A 15,454-nucleotide genomic window follows, 5' to 3' on the forward strand; every position below is an offset into this window, starting at 1 on the left:
TACCCGGCTGTGCCTTACTCGGAACGGGGATCGAACCTGTCGCGCAGGCCGTCTCCGACGAAGTTGAAACCCAGGACCAGCATCACGATGGCCAATCCGGGCGCGAAGGCGATCCACCAGTGGTAGAAACTCGTCGCACCGTCGGCGATCATCGCGCCCCATTCCGGCGTGGGCGGCGTCGCTCCGAGGCCGATGAAGCTCAGCGAGGCCGCCAGCAGCACGACCTGGCCGAGATCCATCGTCGCGTGCACCAGCAGCGGGGTCCAGCAGAGCGGCAGGACGTGCACCCAGAGGATACGGATCGGGCCGGCGCCGCAGGCCCTCGCCGCCTCGATATGCTCGCGCTGCTTCACCTCGAGGACCTGCGCACGCATGAGCCGCGCGAAGACCGGCCACCAGACCATGACCATCGCCAGCATCGCGTTCTGCAGCCCCGGCCCGAGGGCCGCCGCCACGGCCATCGCCAAGAGGATCGGCGGAAAGGACAGGGTTATGTCGACTAGGCGCATGATCGCCCCGCCCAGCAGCCCGCCCCAGAAGCCAGCGATGCCGCCGAGCGCCGCGCCGATGGCCATGGCCATCGCCACCACCGCAACCGCGGTCGGCAGCGACTGGCGGGCGCCGTAGAGGGTGCGGGTCAGCACGTCGCGGCCGAGCGCGTCGGTGCCGAACCAATGGGCCCAGCTCGGCGGCTGCAGCCTGCGGCCGACCATATCGAGCGGCGCATAGGGCGACCAGAGATCGACGGTGAGAGCGACGACGAACCAGGCGAGCAGGACCGCCACGCCGAGATAGAGTGGCGCCTTCGCCAGCGACGGCATCCTCACCAAACGGATGCTGGGCAGGACCATGGTCATCAGCTCAGCCTGATCTTGGGGTTGGCGATTGCATAGGCGATGTCGGTGACCAGGTTGGTGACGAGAAACGCCAGCCCGCCGACGATCGTGACGCCGATGATCGCGGGATAATCGAGGGAGCGCGCCGCGCCCACGGCATAGGAGCCGATGCCCGGCCAGGAAAACACGGTCTCAGTCAGCACCGCCCCGGTCAGGAGATAGGCGAAGGAATGCCCGATGATGGTCAGCGTCGGAATCAGCGTGTTGCGCAGCGCGTGGAAGAACATCACGCGGCGCTCCGGCACGCCCTTGGCCCGGGCGGTGCGGATATAGTCCTGCCCGAGCACGTCCAGCATGCTGGCCCGCACGAGCCGCGACACGATCCCGATCACGGTCCAGCCGAGCACGAAGGACGGTAGGAGGATGTGATATGCGATGTTCCCGAAGGCTGCGAGGTCCCCCGCGATCAACGCGTCGAGCATGTACATTCCGGTGATATGGGGAGGTGCGACGGCACGCGCATCGAGGCGGCCCGGCCCCGGCAGCAGGCCGAGCTCGACCGAAAAGATGAACAGCAGCAGCAGCCCTGACCAGAACACCGGCAGGGCAGCCCCGAAGAGCGCGAACAGCCGCGCGAGATGGTCGACGACGCTGTTGCGGAATGCGGCGGCCAGGACGCCGAGCGTCACCCCGCCGACCGAGCCCCAGAGCATCGCCACGAGCACCAGCTCGAGCGTGGCCGGAAAGCGTTCCGAAATATCCTGGGCGACCGGCCTCTTCGTCACGAAGGAGGTGCCGAGATCCCCCTTCAGCAAATTGCCGATGTAGATGACGTATTGCTCGGCCTTGCTGCGGTCTAGGCCCCAGCGCTGTTTCGCCGCTGCGACGATCTCGGGATTATCCATCTCGCGCTCGCTGACGATCGCGGTCAGCGGGTCGCCCTTCGACAGATGGGAAATGAAGAAGGCGACCGTGACGATGCCGAGCACCAGAAGCGGCATGGCGAGCAATCGTCCGAGAATATAGCGACTCATCGGCGGCAGGTACCTGGGCTTCGATCTGGGTCTGGCCGTCGCGCGAATTCTTCAGTCGCCCAACAGCTCCATATTGACACATTATTCTGACTATATGATATATCAAAATAGCTCCGGTCAAGAGGGCGACGCGCATTAACGCTGACCAAGTCGGGGCAATCAAGTCGGACGAGCTTTAGGGGACGGAGGATAAGATGACGCTTCATCATAGGGCAATAGCGCGTTCGGCCATCCTGGCCGCGACACTGCTGACGGCGGTCCACGCCCAGGCCGCGAGCAAGACCCTGGTCGTCGCCCGCGATATGGACCTGAACTCGCTCGATCCGGGCCGGGCATTCTGCGACACCTGCCAGCTCTTCATCGGCGCAACCTATCAGCGCCTCGTCACGCTCTCGCCGGACAATCGCGGCTTCGTCCCCGAGCTCGCGACCAAATGGGAATTCAACGAGTCCCTGACCGAATACACCTTCCATCTCGACCCCAAGGCGAAGTTCTCGGACGGCGCGCCGATTGAGGCCAAGGACGTGAAATGGTCTTGGGAACGCCTCAGGAACCTGAAGGGAAGCGCCGCGCTACGCATGACCGGCGTGACCGCGATCGAAACCCCGGATGCCCACACCGTGGTCGTCAAGTTGGCGGCGCCCGATTCCGACGTTCTGGCCAAGGCGGCGGACGCCTACACCGTCGTGCTGAACAGCGAGCTGCTGAAGAAGCACGGCGGAACGGACGCTGCGGACGCCAATGTCAAGGACAGCGCGGAAAACTGGCTGCTGGCGAACTCCGCCGGCAGCGGCCCCTATGTGCTCGAGAGCTACCGGCCCAACAGCGAGGTTCGCCTCAAGCGGAATACGCAGTACTGGCGCGAAGCCCCGGCCTTCGACAACATCGTGCTGAAGCAGTCCAAGGACGCGGTCAGCCAGATGCAGCTCCTGCAGAGCGGCGATGCCGACATCGCCATGCAGGTCGACATGGAAACGGTGAAGACCGTCAAGAGCCCGGACATCGTGGTCTCGCGCGCGCCCTCCCTCGCGACGATCTACGTCGCCCTGAGTCCCGGCGCGAAGGGCCTCGCCACGCCGCTCGTTCCCAAGGTGCGCGAGGCGATCGCGGCCGCGATCGACTACGACAAGATCATCGAGTTTGTCGGCAACGGCGCCGGCGTCGCGCAGCCCTCGCCGCTGCACGGCGCCTTCTACGCAAACCTGCCGCTACCGGCGCCGAAGCAGGATCTCGCCAAGGCCAAGGCCCTCTTGGCGGAGGCCGGCGTGCCCAAGGGGTTCAAGATCGTCGCCGCCTTCCCGGCCGTCAACGCCTACGGCATCGACCTGTCGATGACGATGCAGTTGATCCAGCAGGATCTCGCGAAGGTCGGCATCGCGGTCGAGCTGCAGCCCGTGACCTTCCCGGTGTTTCGCGAGCGCATCAGCGGGGACGGCATCCCGATGACGATCTCCTACGCCATTCCCGGCTTCTTCGGCCCCTCGAACATGGTCAACTTCTTCGGCATGATGCCGGATACGGTCTGGGCCAAGCGTGCGCATGCCGAGCGCGATCCCTCGATCATCAACCCGCGCGAGGTCTCGCTCTACAAGGAGGCCCTGGCGTCCAGCGGCAGCAAGCGGGACGAGCTCTATCACCGCATCGCCGAGGAGATGATGAAGGACCGGATCATCATTCCGGTGATCAATCCCGACAATCTGATCGTGCACCGCAAGGCGGTCCAGAACGTCCGCAGCACCGTCTGCTGCCTCATGGCCCTCGAGGAGCTGAAGCCCGCGCCATAGGCGGGGCCGACATCGCGGCCCCGTATGGGGGGTCGTTCCGACGATCTGCGAGAGCAAAGACAGCGAACTGAGATATGGCGGCTTCAGCACAGTTCCTGCACCCGGACTTCTTGCCGGAACCCTATTGGTGGGACTTCTTCAGACCCGGCTCCGTCGAACACAACGATTTCACGGCGCGATCCGCGACGATCGTCGTCGGCGGCGGCTATGCCGGGCTGTCGGCTGCGCTCGAATTGGCCAGGCAGGGCATCGACTGCATCGTGCTCGACGCCTCCGAACTCGGCGGCGGCGCCAGCACCCGCAACGGCGGCGGCTTCGGCGCCAATATCGCGATCGGCAAATCCTTCACCGGGCAGATCGCACTGCGCGATCCGGAGCGGATCGCCGCTTTGCGCCGGGGCGCCGCCCTCGCCTTCGATCACACGCTCGGCATCATCGCACGGGAGCGGATCGAGTGCTCGCTGGAGTTGAACGGGCGCTTCATGGGCTGCTGCACGCCCGCGCATTTCGACAACCAGGCGAAGGACGTCGCGCAACGGCTCGCCGGCGGCGACGAGAGCTGCTTCCTCGTCGACCCGCGCGACCAGCATCGCGAGGTCGCGAGCGACTACTATCATGGCGGCGTCGTCTCGACCCGCGCGGCCACGATCAATCCGGCTCTCTATCTCGCGGGGCTGCTGCGGGCCTGCTGCGCCGCCGGCGTCAGGCTCGCGGCCAGGACCACGGCACGTGGAGTCGACAAGACGGGCTCCGGCTGGAGGGTTCGGACCGATCGCGGCGAGATCGCCGGCGACCACGTCCTGATCGCGACCAATGGCTATAGCGGCGCCCTCGAATCCTTCATCCGGCGCCGCGTCATCCCCATCGCCAGCCATGTCGTCGCCACGGAGGAGTTGCCGGCCGGGCTCGCAGAAGAGCTGATCCCGAACCGACGCATGATCACCGAATCCAAGCGGGTCCTCTGCTACTACCGGCTGTCGCCGGACCGGCGCCGGCTGATATTCGGCGGCCGTGCACGCTTCACCTCCGTCCAGCCCCGGGAACTGGCCAGGCTGTTGCGCGAGATGATGATCGAGCGCTTCCCGCAGCTATCGTCCATCCGCATCAGCCACGCCTGGAGCGGCAACACTGGCTTCACCTTCGATGCCTTGCCACATACCGGCTGCACGCGGGAACTCGACTACAGCCTCGGCTGCAACGGCAGCGGCATCGCGATGATGAGCTATCTCGGCCATGCCGCGGCATCGCGCATCGCCGGCGAGCGCGCCGAGGACTGCGCCTTCTACGATGGCGGCGCCCTGCCCGGCCATCCGCTCTACACCGGCTCGACTTGGTTCCTGCCGATCGTGGGCGGCTGGTTCAGGCTGATGGACGAGCTGGATCGGCGGCGGGCCCTGTCCGGCCGGCAGCGCGAGACCGCCGGCTGATCCAGTCGGGCGGCGTTTACATCATGATCGATATATCATATTTCTTATCTGCACTCGGACAACGGAGAGACAGGACATGATCATTCGCAAGGGACCGATGTCGATCGGACACAAAAGCGTCGAGCACGCCGGCGTGGTGCATGTCGGGGGCTTGATCGCAACCGATCTCAGCCTCGGCATGCGCGGTCAGACCGAGCAGATCACGCAGAAGATCGATGCCGTCCTCGCCGAGGCCGGCACGCATAAGGACAAGCTGCTTTCCGCAACGATCTTCGTGACCGACCTCAATCAGCGGCCGGAGATGAACGAGGCCTGGAAGGCCTGGCTCGCCGCCGACCACCTGCCCGCCCGTGCCACTATCGGCATCGCGGATCTCGGCCCCGGCGTCCTGATCGAGATCACCGCGACGGCTGCCAAATAGCACCCGCGCCCCAGAGTCCATCCGTGCGACGAGCGAGTCCGGCCGCTATGACCAGCGATATCACCTCCGACAAGCCCGTCGTCATCGTCGGCGCCGGCATCGTCGGCGTCTGCTGCGCCGCATATCTGGTGCGGGAAGGTGTGCCGGTCCTGCTCGTCGACAGGCTGGGCCCCGGGGAAGCGACGTCGTTCGGCAATCTCGGCGGCATCCAGACCCTCGCGGCGACGCCGCTCAGCCTGCCCGGCATCCTCAAGGAGGTGGTGAGCTGGATCGGCGACAGCGAAGGACCGCTGCATATCCGCCCGTCCTATCTTCCGACGGCGACGCCATGGTTGTGGAAGTTCTGGAGGCAGTCGCTGCTCGACCGGGTCTGGCACAATGCGCGGGCGCTCGACTCGCTCAACTCGCACTGCGTCCCCAGCCTGATGCCGCTGGTGCGCTGGGCAGGCCTCGACGATCTGATCGAGGTGCCGGGCCAGCTCTATCTCTGGGCCTCGCGGCAGAGCTACGACAAGAGCACGCTGTCGCGGGCGATCTGGGCTTCGACCGGCCACCAGTTCTCCGAGATCGGGCCTGACGAGATCCGGGAGCTGGAGCCAGCCCTCTCGCCCGCCGCGCAGGTGGGCCTGCGCATACCGGGCAACGGCTATTGCCGCGATCCCTATCGATTGACCCGCGGGCTCGCCGACAAGGTCCTAGCCGAGGGCGGCCGTTTCGTCCAGGCACAGGTCAGCGGCTTCATCCGCGACGGTGACCGGATGACAGGAGTCCGAACGGATCGCGGGGATTTGGCGGCCGGAGCGGTGATCGTTGCTTCCGGCGCCTGGTCGCGCGATCTGGCCGGAAGCCTCGGCCATCGCGTCCCGCTGGAAACCCAGCGCGGCTATCATGTGACGATCGCCGATCCCGGCGTCAGGCTTCACCATATGTGCCTGGTAATCGACAGGAAGGTGGCCATCACCCCGATGGCCATGGGCCTGCGCATCGGCGGTTCGGTCGAGTTCGCCGGGCTCGCCGCCGCCCCCGATTATCGGCGCGCCAAAGCGTTTCTGCGCCTTGGCCGCTCGCTGGTGCGGGGGCTCGGCGAAAGCGAATATACGGAGTGGATGGGGCACCGGCCCTGCCTGCCCGACAGCCTGCCCGTGATCGGACCGAGCCCTGCCCTTCGCAACCTCCAGTTCGCCTTCGGGCACGGCCATATGGGGCTGATCGGCTCGGCGCCGACCGGCCGCGCAATCGCCGACCTCATGCTGGGGCGCGCGCCGCCCTTCGATCTCACGCCCTTTTCCATCCAGCGCTTCGGAGCGGCGAGGTCCCGGGCCTGACGCGGGCCCATCGCGGTCCGGCGGCCCCGTGAGCCGCGCGGATCCCGCCGAATTCCAGCGGATCCGGTTCTCCTTTTCGGATTCCGACTAGCGCGCCCTGCGGTCTTTAGTTATATGATATATCCAATGAGCATGGGAGCCGATGCGTGCTGGCCAATTCGATCGACCGGAAACTCCGCAACCGCGCCCTGGAGGTCATACCAGGCGGCATGTGGGGGCACCTGCATGCCGACAAATTGCCGGAGGGCTACCCGCAATATTTCGCGCGTGCGGCGGGCTGCCGCCTCTGGGACGTCGATGGCCGCTCCTATCTCGACTTCATGTGCAGCTGGGGCCCCAACCTTCTCGGCCATCATCATCCGGAGGTCGAAGCCGCGGCGGAGCGGCAGGCCCGTCTCGGCGACTGCATGAACGGGCCGGCGGAGGTCATGGTGGAGCTCGCCGAGCTCCTCGTCGAGACGATCGGCCATGCCGACTGGGCGCAGTTCCAGAAGAACGGCACGGACGCGACGACGACCTGCGTCACCATCGCCCGTGCCGGCACCGAACGCCGCAAGCTGCTCGTCGCGAGCGGCGCCTATCACGGGGCGGTGCCATGGTGCTCGCCCTCGTTGATCGGCATCACGAGCGAGGACCGCGCCCATATCCTCTATTACGACTTCAACGACGTCGAGAGCCTGCGGGCCGCCGCCGCCGAGGCGGGAGACGACCTCGCCGGCATCCTCGTCTCGGCCTATCGCCACGATCTCGGGCGCGACCAAGAACTACCCACGCAGGCCTTCGCCCGCGCCGCGCGCTCGATCTGCGACGCGGCGGGGGCGGCGCTGATCCTCGACGAGGTGCGCGCCGGCTTCCGGCTGGCGCTCGCCGGAAGCTGGGAGCACCTCGGCGTCAGGCCCGATCTCGCCGCCTGGAGCAAGGCCATCGCCAACGGCTATCCTCTCGCCGCCGTCACCGGCCGCGACTGGCTGCGGAGGGCAGCCTCGCAGGTCTTCGTCACGGGCTCCTTCTGGTGCGGCGCCGTGCCGATGGCGGCCGGCGTCGCGACGCTCGGCGTCATGCGCCGGGGCGGCGTCGTCGAGCATCTGGAGGCGATAGGGAGAAGGCTGCGCGACGGGATCGACGCCTCGGCCGCCCGCCACGGTGTCCGGCTGCGGCAGAGCGGGCCGGTCCAGATGCCGCTCATCCTGTTCGAGGACGATGCCGATTTCGCCAAGGGCACGCTGTTCTGCCAGACGGCGCTGGCGCATGGCGTCTACTTCCACCCGCGCCACAACATGTTCCTCTCGGCCGCCCATGGCGAAGCGGAGATCGACGAGGCGCTGGCGGCGGCCGAGGCCGCGCTCGCGACCGTAGCCGCGGCCCGGCAAGCCGTGGCCTGAACGCAGCCCGTTCGGAAAGCAAAAGGACATGACGCGGATCACCGGCAAGACCCGCATCCTCTTCATCCTCGGCGATCCGGCGGCGCCGCCGCGACTGTCTCATCGGGCTCACCCGAGGCCGCCCGCCGGCGTGAGGGCGGCCAAGACCTATCTGTTGAAGCCGACGCCGACCGGCCGCGGCGGCCGCCCATATGTGAGCCGGGTATGGGTCTGGCGACACTCCCGCCTGGGCCGGATGTGCCGCCCGCCGTGCCGAAGCGCACCACCTTCGGATCGCACTTTAAGGCAATTGCACGTCCGGTTATTGTATGTATGATATATCATCTTTGGAGCAAGGAAGACGTTATGACAGCCTCTCCTCATCCTCTGAGAATCGCCGCAGCCTGGAAAGGCAGCGACTTCGACTTCAAGGCGCGAGCGTTGCGCGTCCTCGACAAGGCGCAGATCGACGAAATAGATGCGGGGCTCGCCGTCTTCGAGCAGAAGAACCGAACCGATCTGCTCGAGATTTCGCCGGACACCTTTCCGCTTCCGACCGTCGGATCTTGGATGGCGGCGCTCAAATACGATCTACGTTTCGGACCCGGCCTGGTATTGCTGCGCGGGCTGCCACGGGAGCGTTACACAGCGGACCAAATCAGCAAGATCTACTTTGCTCTGGGAACGCATCTCGGCAAGGCTGTTCCACAATCTTATCATGGCGAATTGCTCGGCAGCGTGATCGACGTCAGTGACGCCGATGCGACAGTGCGGGGCTACCAGGCTGGCGGTCGCCAAGGCTTCCATACGGACGGCACGGCTTGCGACATCGTCGGTCTGATGTGCCTGCAGAGCGCTAAAAGCGGAGGCCAAAGCCGCGTCGTCAGCGCAGTCGCCGTCCACAACGCCCTGGTCGACACCCGACCCGAACTCGCCAAGGTCTTCTATGCCGGCTTCACCTACCGCAAGACGGAGAAGGATGCACTGCACGCCGGCACCGGGCCGACGAGCCAGCATCCCGTTCAGGTCTTCGCGCAGCACGAGGGCGAATTCTTCTGCAACCTGAATGGCGGCGACATCAGGCGTGCCATCGAGTTCGGCGATTCCGAGCTCAGCGACCTTCAGATCGAGGCTTATGACGAGTTCCAGCGGATCGCGAACTCCGAAGAATTCTATCTCGATATGAGTATTGACGAAGGTGATATCCAATATGTGAACAACCGGGCCCTGCTACATGGTCGGCTAGGCTATGAGGACAACGACGAGATTGCCCGCCGCCGCTACATGCTCCGGCTGTGGCTCGAAGTTCCGGAATGGCCGGGCCGCCCGCACCGACAGGTCGTGATCGACTTCGCGACCGCGCGGCGCTGGATGGCCAATCGCGTTCCGAGCCTGGAACTGCCGTCCAATTTCGTGGCGGCCAAACAGTCTGAACTGAATGCGATCAAGGGTGCGGGGGCAAAGCCTGCCCGGATGAAGCCCTACGAAAACCTCAGCATGAAGCAGTTCGTCGAAACCGCGACACGCGCTGGCTGAAAGCGAGGAAACCTTTAGCGCGAAGGCTATGCCTAAAAATCGGATTGACACGCATAAGGACCCGGCATCAAGCCGCAATCAACAGGGGATCGCCATGAAGAAGAACAGCTGGCTCAAGCAGATCGCACCAGTCGCAGCCCTGCTGTCACTGGGTCTGAGCGCAACAGGGGCTCGCGCCGAGGGGGACGTGGTCTTCGCCTGTTTCGGTGGCGCAGTGCAGCAGAACTATCAACGCCTCATCCTGCCTGCCTTCGAGCAGAAGTATAACGTCAAGGTGCGCTACATCCCTGGCGTCTCGACCCATTTCATTTCGCAGATGCAGGCCCAGCGGGCAAAGCCCGAATTTGACGTCGCCTGCATGGATGACGGCCCGCAATCCGTGGCTCGCGAACTCGGTCTCCTGAGGCCCATCAAAGCCGACGCGGTGCCGAATTACGCCGACACGATCCCGAGCGCGCGCGGCACGGAGGACAGCGGCGTCGGCTATGGCCTGCTCGCCATGGGCATCACCTATGTTCCGGACGCCCTGAAAAAAGCCGGAATCGCACCACCGAAGTCCTGGAACGACTTAGTCGATCCGCGGTTCAAGGGGCTTATCGGCATGTCGTCGATCGGCGCGACGCCGGGCCTTTTCACGCTTGCGATGCTGTCGTTGACCAATGGCGGCACGATCGAGAACGCCGAGCCGGGCTTCGCCAAGATGAAGGAGCTCGCCAAGAACGTCATGGCCTTCGGTGCCGGCGGCGACATGAGTAAGCAACTCCAGCAAGGCGAGGCGGCCGTCAGCGTCTGGACCAATGGCGAGACTGCCCGTTTCGTCAAACGCACCGGCTTCCAGCTTGAATTTGTTTATCCGCAAGAGGGTGCGCCGATCGTCATGCCCATGCTCAGCTTGGTCAAGGACAGCCCCAACCAAAGGAACGCCGAATTGTTGATAAACTATCTCATTAGCGAGGAGGTACAGGCGATCCTGGTGCGGGAATCCCGCGTCGGTCCGGTCAACAGCAAAGTCAAGCTGACGCCCGAACTGGCCGACGGCATCGTTTATGGGGACGCCATAACATCCAAACTGCTCAAGCTGGATTGGACGGCGCTCAATAAGCAGCGGCCCGCCTGGACCGAGCGTTGGAACCGGGAGATCGAACGCTAACCGCGATATATCGGTGGGCGCAGGTCCGCCGTTCGTGCGCCTTCAAGACCTCTCTTTGCAGGATACTCAATGCCGTATTTGCAAGTCGACCGCCTGGAGCACAGCTTCGGGGCGCTGAGGGTATTGGACAAGGTTTCGTTTTCTGCAGCCGAGGGGGAGCGGATCTGCCTTCTCGGTCCCTCCGGCTGCGGCAAGACGACCACCTTGCAAGTGATAGCCGGCTTCCTGAACGCCGACGCTGGAACGATTCATGTGCAGGGGGAAGCTATCGCCCCCCTACCCCCCGAGAAGCGGAACATCGGCATCATGTTCCAGAACTATGCGCTGTTCCCGCATATGACGATTTTCGAGAACGTGGCGTTCGGCTTGCGCATGCGCCGGCTGCCGGCAGCAGAAATTCAGGAGCGTGTCGCCGATGCTCTGCGTCTCGTCCGTCTCTCTCACAAGGCGCAGCGGTCTCCCAAGGAGCTGTCGGGCGGCGAACAGCAGCGTATCGCCTTCGCCCGCGCCATCGCCATACGACCGAGGCTCCTGCTGCTCGACGAGCCCTTCAGTAATCTCGACGCCAGGCTGCGCATCGAGATGCGCACGGAACTGCTCCAGCTCCTGCGGCCGCTGAAAATTGCGACGGTCATGGTAACGCATGATCAGGAAGAAGCGATGGCGATCGCCGATCGGGTCGCCGTGATGCGCGCCGGCCGGATCGAGCAGATCGGGACGACGAAGGAGGTCTACTGCGAGCCGACCAATCTCTTCGTCGCCCGTTTCGTCGGAGAGTCCAATGTGCTCAATGCCGTCGCGCGCCGGAGCGATACCGAAGGCATCGCTCTCGATGTGTCCGGCATCGGCGATATCCTGGCAAGGCCGAATGCCGCCGTGCAGCTGAACGCGGATGTTCACCTCATCCTTCGTCCGGAAACGCTGACGATCAGCGAAGCGGGAAAACCTGCTTCTGCAGAAGCCAGCATCAACCGAGTGACAGGCACGCTGGACGACGTGATGTTTCTCGGTCACCGGACCGAATGGCGCGCACGGGTCGGCTCGCAGGTTCTGACCGCCTGGCAGAGCGGGCCCATGGCCCCAGTCGAACGGGGCTCGCCCGTCTCCGTCGAGTGGAAACAGGCCGACGCGTTCGTGGTGCCGAAAGACTCCGCCCATGTCGTCCATTGAGATCCGTCGTCGCTACAGTAACTGGGCCTTGCTGGTCACGCTGCCTCTGCTCGCATTCGGGATATTTTACGCGCTGCCGATCCTGAACCTTATCCGCATCAGCGCCTCCATCTTCGATTTGAAGACCAACAGTGTCACGGCATTCCAGCTGGAGACCTATCGACAGCTCATAACGGACGAATTCTTCCTTCAGATCGTCTGGCGCACGTTGAGGCTGAGCATCCTGACCACGATCGCCTGCGCTGTCCTGGGCTATCCGATCGCGCTCTACGTCGTGCAGGCGCGCGGGTGGCATCAGTCGTTCCTGTTCGTCGTCCTGCTGCTGCCGCTGATGACGAGCGTGACGGTGACGTCTTACGGCTGGCTGATCCTCCTCGGGCAGACCGGCATCGTGAACAATGCCTTGTCGAGCGTCGGCTTGATCGATGCGCCGATCCGGCTGTTGCAGACGGAGACCGCGATCGTCATCGGCCTCGTCAATGTTCTGATCGCCTTCATGGTCATTGCGATCTCCGCCTCGTTGCAAAGCATCGATCCCAACCATGTACGTGCAGCGCGCAGCCTGGGAGCGAGCCCAGCAACGGCCTTCCTTCGTATCGTCTTTCCGCAAACCCTGCCCGGCGTCCGGACAGGCTGCCTTCTGGTCTTCTCGCTCAGCATGAGCGCCTATGCGACGCCGGTCGTGCTGGGCGGACCGAGGCTGAAATTCGTGTCGTTCCTTATTTATCAGCAGGCCGTGGGGCTGATCGACTGGCCCCGCTCGGCGAGTATGGCGGTGCTGCTGCTAATCGCCACGACGGGGGTCTTGGGTCTCGCCAGCGCCTTAGGTCAGTTCCGCCAGTGGCGCCGCCGCCTGCGATCGGCCGAAGTCCCGGCGTTGATCCGGCAAGAAGAAGGCGCACGGCCATGAAGATCGTCCTTCGCATCTACGTGCTGCTCTTCCTCGTCTTCATTCTGGCCCCGATCCTGGCGATAACGATCGGATCCCTGACTGCGTCCAACTACGTGACCTTTCCGCCGAAGGGCCTGACGCTGCGCTGGTATCTCGAGATCTTCCATCAGCGGGAATCGACGATCGCGCTCGGCCTCAGTCTCATCATCGGCGCTTTGGCGGCGACGTTGGCCACCGCGATCGCCCTGCCGGTCGCCATCGCGCTGCATCGCTACAAGACGCCGTTCAACCGCTTCGTCTATTTGCTGATCATGACGCCTGCGATGTTGCCGTCCGTGTTTCTCGGGTTGGCGTTTCTCGTGATGTATTCTTTCTACGGTCTCAGCGGAACGCCGCTTTCTCTGCTTGCCGGACATGTCATGATCGCGACGCCCTTCGCGATCTCGATGATCCTCGTCGGACTCGCATCCAATGACGGCACTTTGGAACGCGCGGCACGCAGCCTCGGCGCCTCGCCGTTTCAAGCCTTCCTGCGCATCACCACGCCGCTGATTTCCTGGAGTCTGGTCGCGGGCTGGGGGTTCGCCTTCATGATCTCCTTCGGCAGCCTGGAGGTCTCGCTGTTCCTGTCGACTTCGACGATGGTGACCTTACCCGTGCAGATCTACACGGCATTAGAGTGGTCGCCGTCCGATCCGGCGCTGACGGCGATATCATCCAGCCTCGTCATCATCACGCTCGTCGCCCTGCTGGGGACGGCACGCTTCGTCAGCATGGACCGCTTCCTGCGACGCGGAAGCTAAAACATCGCGGAACTGCCCAGTGGGCATGCGCCAGAGAGTGGCGGGATTTCCTCGCGAACCTCGGCATGGGAACCGTTCTAAATCCCTGTGCTGCTCCAAGGAGAAAACGATGGCCAGATCGCCGTTATCCAGCCTTTCGGGACGAATGTTCGACGTCGCCGTGATCGGGGCGGGGGCCAATGGGGCGAGCGCGGCCCAGCATCTGGCGGCGGCGGGATATTCCGTCCTGCTCGTCGACAAAACGGATTTCGGCGCCGCGACCAGCAGCCGCTCGGGCCGTCTCATCGGCAATGGCATGCGCTATCTCGCCTATGGCAAGTCGCCCTGGGCGTTCCTTTCGAACCCGCGCCAGTTCATCGATTCCTGCAAGATGGCGAAAGGCGCTCTGTCCGACCGAGCCAATATGGCGCTCAAGACGCCCGAGAGGCTCAACAACCATCTGACCTATTACCCGATCTATTGGGGCGACAAATACCGACCCTGGCAGTATGATCTGGCCGCGCTGCTGCTCAAGGCTCTCGGTACCGGCGGCGTCGATCTCGCCTACAAGAGATACGGGCGCGAAGAAGCCTCGGCCATGCCGCTGATCCGGGACCTGCGCGAGGCCGACAAGCTGCTCGGCGTGACGCGCTTCGACTCGTTCCAGTTCAATTGGCCCGAACGCATCGTTGTCGACACCGTCTTCAACGCACGCGACATCGGGGCCGTCATCCGGAACTATACGCGAGTCGTTTCCATGACGCGCGATGGCCAGACGGGCTGGCGCCTCGGACTGAGGGACGAAATTGCTGGTTCCGGCGAAACCGTTCAGGTTTCCGCGAAAATCGTCCTCAACATGGCCGGGCCATGGATCGATTCCGTGAACAAGCTGGCCTCGGACAAGGCTACGCGAAAAGTGACGGGCACCAAAGGCGTCTACATGGTCGTCCAGCTCCCGGCCGATTGCCGGGGCAGGCTGGTGGCGGCCATGAGCCGCGAGGAAGAGCCGTTCCTCGCGATTCCCTGGGATGATTTCCATTATGTCGGGCCGAGCGAGACCCTTTACGAAGGCGATCTCGACGATATCAAGCCCGAAGAAACGGATCTGGAATGGCTTCTCGAAGAGGCGCGCCATGTCTTTCCCGGCCTCGGCCTGAAGCGCCAGGACGTCGTCTATGCATGGGCCGGCGTAAGGCCGCTAACCAACAGGTCCAGCGCGCCGAAAGGCGCTCGCTCGCGTGTTCTGCACGATCTGTCTAACGACGGCTTGCCGGGTGTCTTCGCCCTGACGGGCGGTCCCTTGACCACTCACCGCGCCGCCGGCGCCGAAACCTGCAAGGCGGTGAAGCGCCTGCTGCGACCGTCGTGTGCCAAAAAGGATCTGGTTTTCCCGCCGCGCCGATTCCCGGCGGAGACGAACTCCCCCCTTCTCGATCCGGCAATTCCAGACGTCTCCATTGCCGATCTTCGCTACGCGGCCGAGCATGAAGCTCCTGAAACCCTGATCGACCTCCTGTTCCGGCGGGTGCGCGTCGGCTGGTCGCGCGATCTGGGCCATGAGGCGGCGCGGGATGCCGCGGCCTCCGTCGCCGATATCATGGGCTGGGACGACGCCAGGGTCGAAAGGGAGATCCAGGCCTATCGAAACAACCTGCGCCACCTCTATCTGTACACGCCGAAATCCTCTCGCCCGGTTGAGGGGAAGCGGCCGCCTTCGCACCAAAGTGCATAGGAGT

At 64.3% G+C, this 15,454-nt stretch carries 13 protein-coding genes; 11 read left to right on the forward strand and 2 right to left on the reverse strand.

The annotated features are described in order from the left end of the window. Positions 1-14: 14 nt before the first annotated feature. The gene (locus AC1RLU_RS06095) at positions 15-857 is read right to left on the reverse strand and encodes an ABC transporter permease (RefSeq protein WP_492794476.1); all 843 of its coding nucleotides are present in this window, start codon (positions 855-857) and stop codon (positions 15-17) included. Further along, complete coding sequence (locus AC1RLU_RS06100; protein ID WP_492794478.1) at positions 857-1,870, reverse strand: ABC transporter permease; 1,014 nt, start codon at positions 1,868-1,870, stop codon at positions 857-859. The genes AC1RLU_RS06095 and AC1RLU_RS06100 overlap by 1 nt, the downstream gene beginning before the upstream one ends. Before the next feature lie 194 nt (positions 1,871-2,064). On the opposite strand from AC1RLU_RS06100, the gene AC1RLU_RS06105 reads away from it, so the two are divergent. The 11 genes from AC1RLU_RS06105 to AC1RLU_RS06155 all read left to right on the forward strand — a co-directional run bounded on the left by AC1RLU_RS06105 (position 2,065) and on the right by AC1RLU_RS06155 (position 15,450). Then, the gene (locus tag AC1RLU_RS06105; protein ID WP_492794480.1) at positions 2,065-3,654 is read left to right on the forward strand and encodes an ABC transporter substrate-binding protein; all 1,590 of its coding nucleotides are present in this window, start codon (positions 2,065-2,067) and stop codon (positions 3,652-3,654) included. 74 nt (positions 3,655-3,728) lie between these two features. Then, positions 3,729-5,081, forward strand: coding sequence for an NAD(P)/FAD-dependent oxidoreductase (locus tag AC1RLU_RS06110; RefSeq protein ID WP_492794482.1), 1,353 nt, complete (start codon positions 3,729-3,731; stop codon positions 5,079-5,081). Between the two features lie 76 nt (positions 5,082-5,157). Then, the gene (locus AC1RLU_RS06115; protein ID WP_492794483.1) at positions 5,158-5,502 is read left to right on the forward strand and encodes a RidA family protein; all 345 of its coding nucleotides are present in this window, start codon (positions 5,158-5,160) and stop codon (positions 5,500-5,502) included. A 47-nt stretch (positions 5,503-5,549) separates the two neighbouring features. Next, positions 5,550-6,827, forward strand: a complete 1,278-nt coding sequence (locus AC1RLU_RS06120; protein WP_492794485.1) for an NAD(P)/FAD-dependent oxidoreductase — start codon at positions 5,550-5,552, stop codon at positions 6,825-6,827. Positions 6,828-6,988: 161 nt separating this feature from the next. After that, a complete protein-coding gene (locus AC1RLU_RS06125; RefSeq protein WP_492795229.1) occupies positions 6,989-8,209 on the forward strand; it encodes an aminotransferase class III-fold pyridoxal phosphate-dependent enzyme in 1,221 nt (406 codons plus the stop codon). Positions 8,210-8,554: 345 nt separating this feature from the next. Beyond that, positions 8,555-9,724 (forward strand): TauD/TfdA family dioxygenase, encoded by a 1,170-nt coding sequence (locus AC1RLU_RS06130; protein WP_492794486.1) that lies wholly within the window; start codon positions 8,555-8,557, stop codon positions 9,722-9,724. A 94-nt stretch (positions 9,725-9,818) separates the two neighbouring features. Continuing rightward, positions 9,819-10,874, forward strand: coding sequence for an ABC transporter substrate-binding protein (locus AC1RLU_RS06135; protein ID WP_492794487.1), 1,056 nt, complete (start codon positions 9,819-9,821; stop codon positions 10,872-10,874). 69 nt (positions 10,875-10,943) lie between these two features. Continuing rightward, complete coding sequence (locus AC1RLU_RS06140; protein WP_492794488.1) at positions 10,944-12,044, forward strand: ABC transporter ATP-binding protein; 1,101 nt, start codon at positions 10,944-10,946, stop codon at positions 12,042-12,044. Continuing rightward, positions 12,031-12,954 carry an ABC transporter permease gene (locus AC1RLU_RS06145; RefSeq protein WP_492794489.1) on the forward strand — a complete coding sequence of 308 codons (924 nt, stop codon included), beginning with the start codon at positions 12,031-12,033 and terminating at the stop codon, positions 12,952-12,954. The genes AC1RLU_RS06140 and AC1RLU_RS06145 overlap by 14 nt, the downstream gene beginning before the upstream one ends. Then, positions 12,951-13,739 (forward strand): ABC transporter permease, encoded by a 789-nt coding sequence (locus AC1RLU_RS06150; protein WP_492794491.1) that lies wholly within the window; start codon positions 12,951-12,953, stop codon positions 13,737-13,739. The genes AC1RLU_RS06145 and AC1RLU_RS06150 overlap by 4 nt, the downstream gene beginning before the upstream one ends. Before the next feature lie 109 nt (positions 13,740-13,848). Next, entirely contained in the window at positions 13,849-15,450 is a 1,602-nt protein-coding gene (locus AC1RLU_RS06155) for an FAD-dependent oxidoreductase (RefSeq protein ID WP_492794492.1), read from the forward strand. The last annotated feature ends 4 nt before the right edge of the window (positions 15,451-15,454 follow it).

Source organism: Allobosea sp. GW822-FHT05A11, from assembly GCF_058800455.1.

Bases quoted from the DNA above. Each gene is read 5' to 3' on its own strand.
- AC1RLU_RS06095 (WP_492794476.1), bottom strand. From the start codon at position 857: ATGACCATGGTCCTGCCCAGCATCCGTTTGGTGAGGATGCCGTCGCTG.
- AC1RLU_RS06100 (WP_492794478.1), bottom strand. From the start codon at position 1,870: ATGAGTCGCTATATTCTCGGACGATTGCTCGCCATGCCGCTTCTGGTG.
- AC1RLU_RS06105 (WP_492794480.1), top strand. From the start codon at position 2,065: ATGACGCTTCATCATAGGGCAATAGCGCGTTCGGCCATCCTGGCCGCG.
- AC1RLU_RS06110 (WP_492794482.1), top strand. From the start codon at position 3,729: ATGGCGGCTTCAGCACAGTTCCTGCACCCGGACTTCTTGCCGGAACCC.
- AC1RLU_RS06115 (WP_492794483.1), top strand. From the start codon at position 5,158: ATGATCATTCGCAAGGGACCGATGTCGATCGGACACAAAAGCGTCGAG.
- AC1RLU_RS06120 (WP_492794485.1), top strand. From the start codon at position 5,550: ATGACCAGCGATATCACCTCCGACAAGCCCGTCGTCATCGTCGGCGCC.
- AC1RLU_RS06130 (WP_492794486.1), top strand. From the start codon at position 8,555: ATGACAGCCTCTCCTCATCCTCTGAGAATCGCCGCAGCCTGGAAAGGC.
- AC1RLU_RS06135 (WP_492794487.1), top strand. From the start codon at position 9,819: ATGAAGAAGAACAGCTGGCTCAAGCAGATCGCACCAGTCGCAGCCCTG.
- AC1RLU_RS06140 (WP_492794488.1), top strand. From the start codon at position 10,944: ATGCCGTATTTGCAAGTCGACCGCCTGGAGCACAGCTTCGGGGCGCTG.
- AC1RLU_RS06145 (WP_492794489.1), top strand. From the start codon at position 12,031: ATGTCGTCCATTGAGATCCGTCGTCGCTACAGTAACTGGGCCTTGCTG.
- AC1RLU_RS06150 (WP_492794491.1), top strand. From the start codon at position 12,951: ATGAAGATCGTCCTTCGCATCTACGTGCTGCTCTTCCTCGTCTTCATT.
- AC1RLU_RS06155 (WP_492794492.1), top strand. From the start codon at position 13,849: ATGGCCAGATCGCCGTTATCCAGCCTTTCGGGACGAATGTTCGACGTC.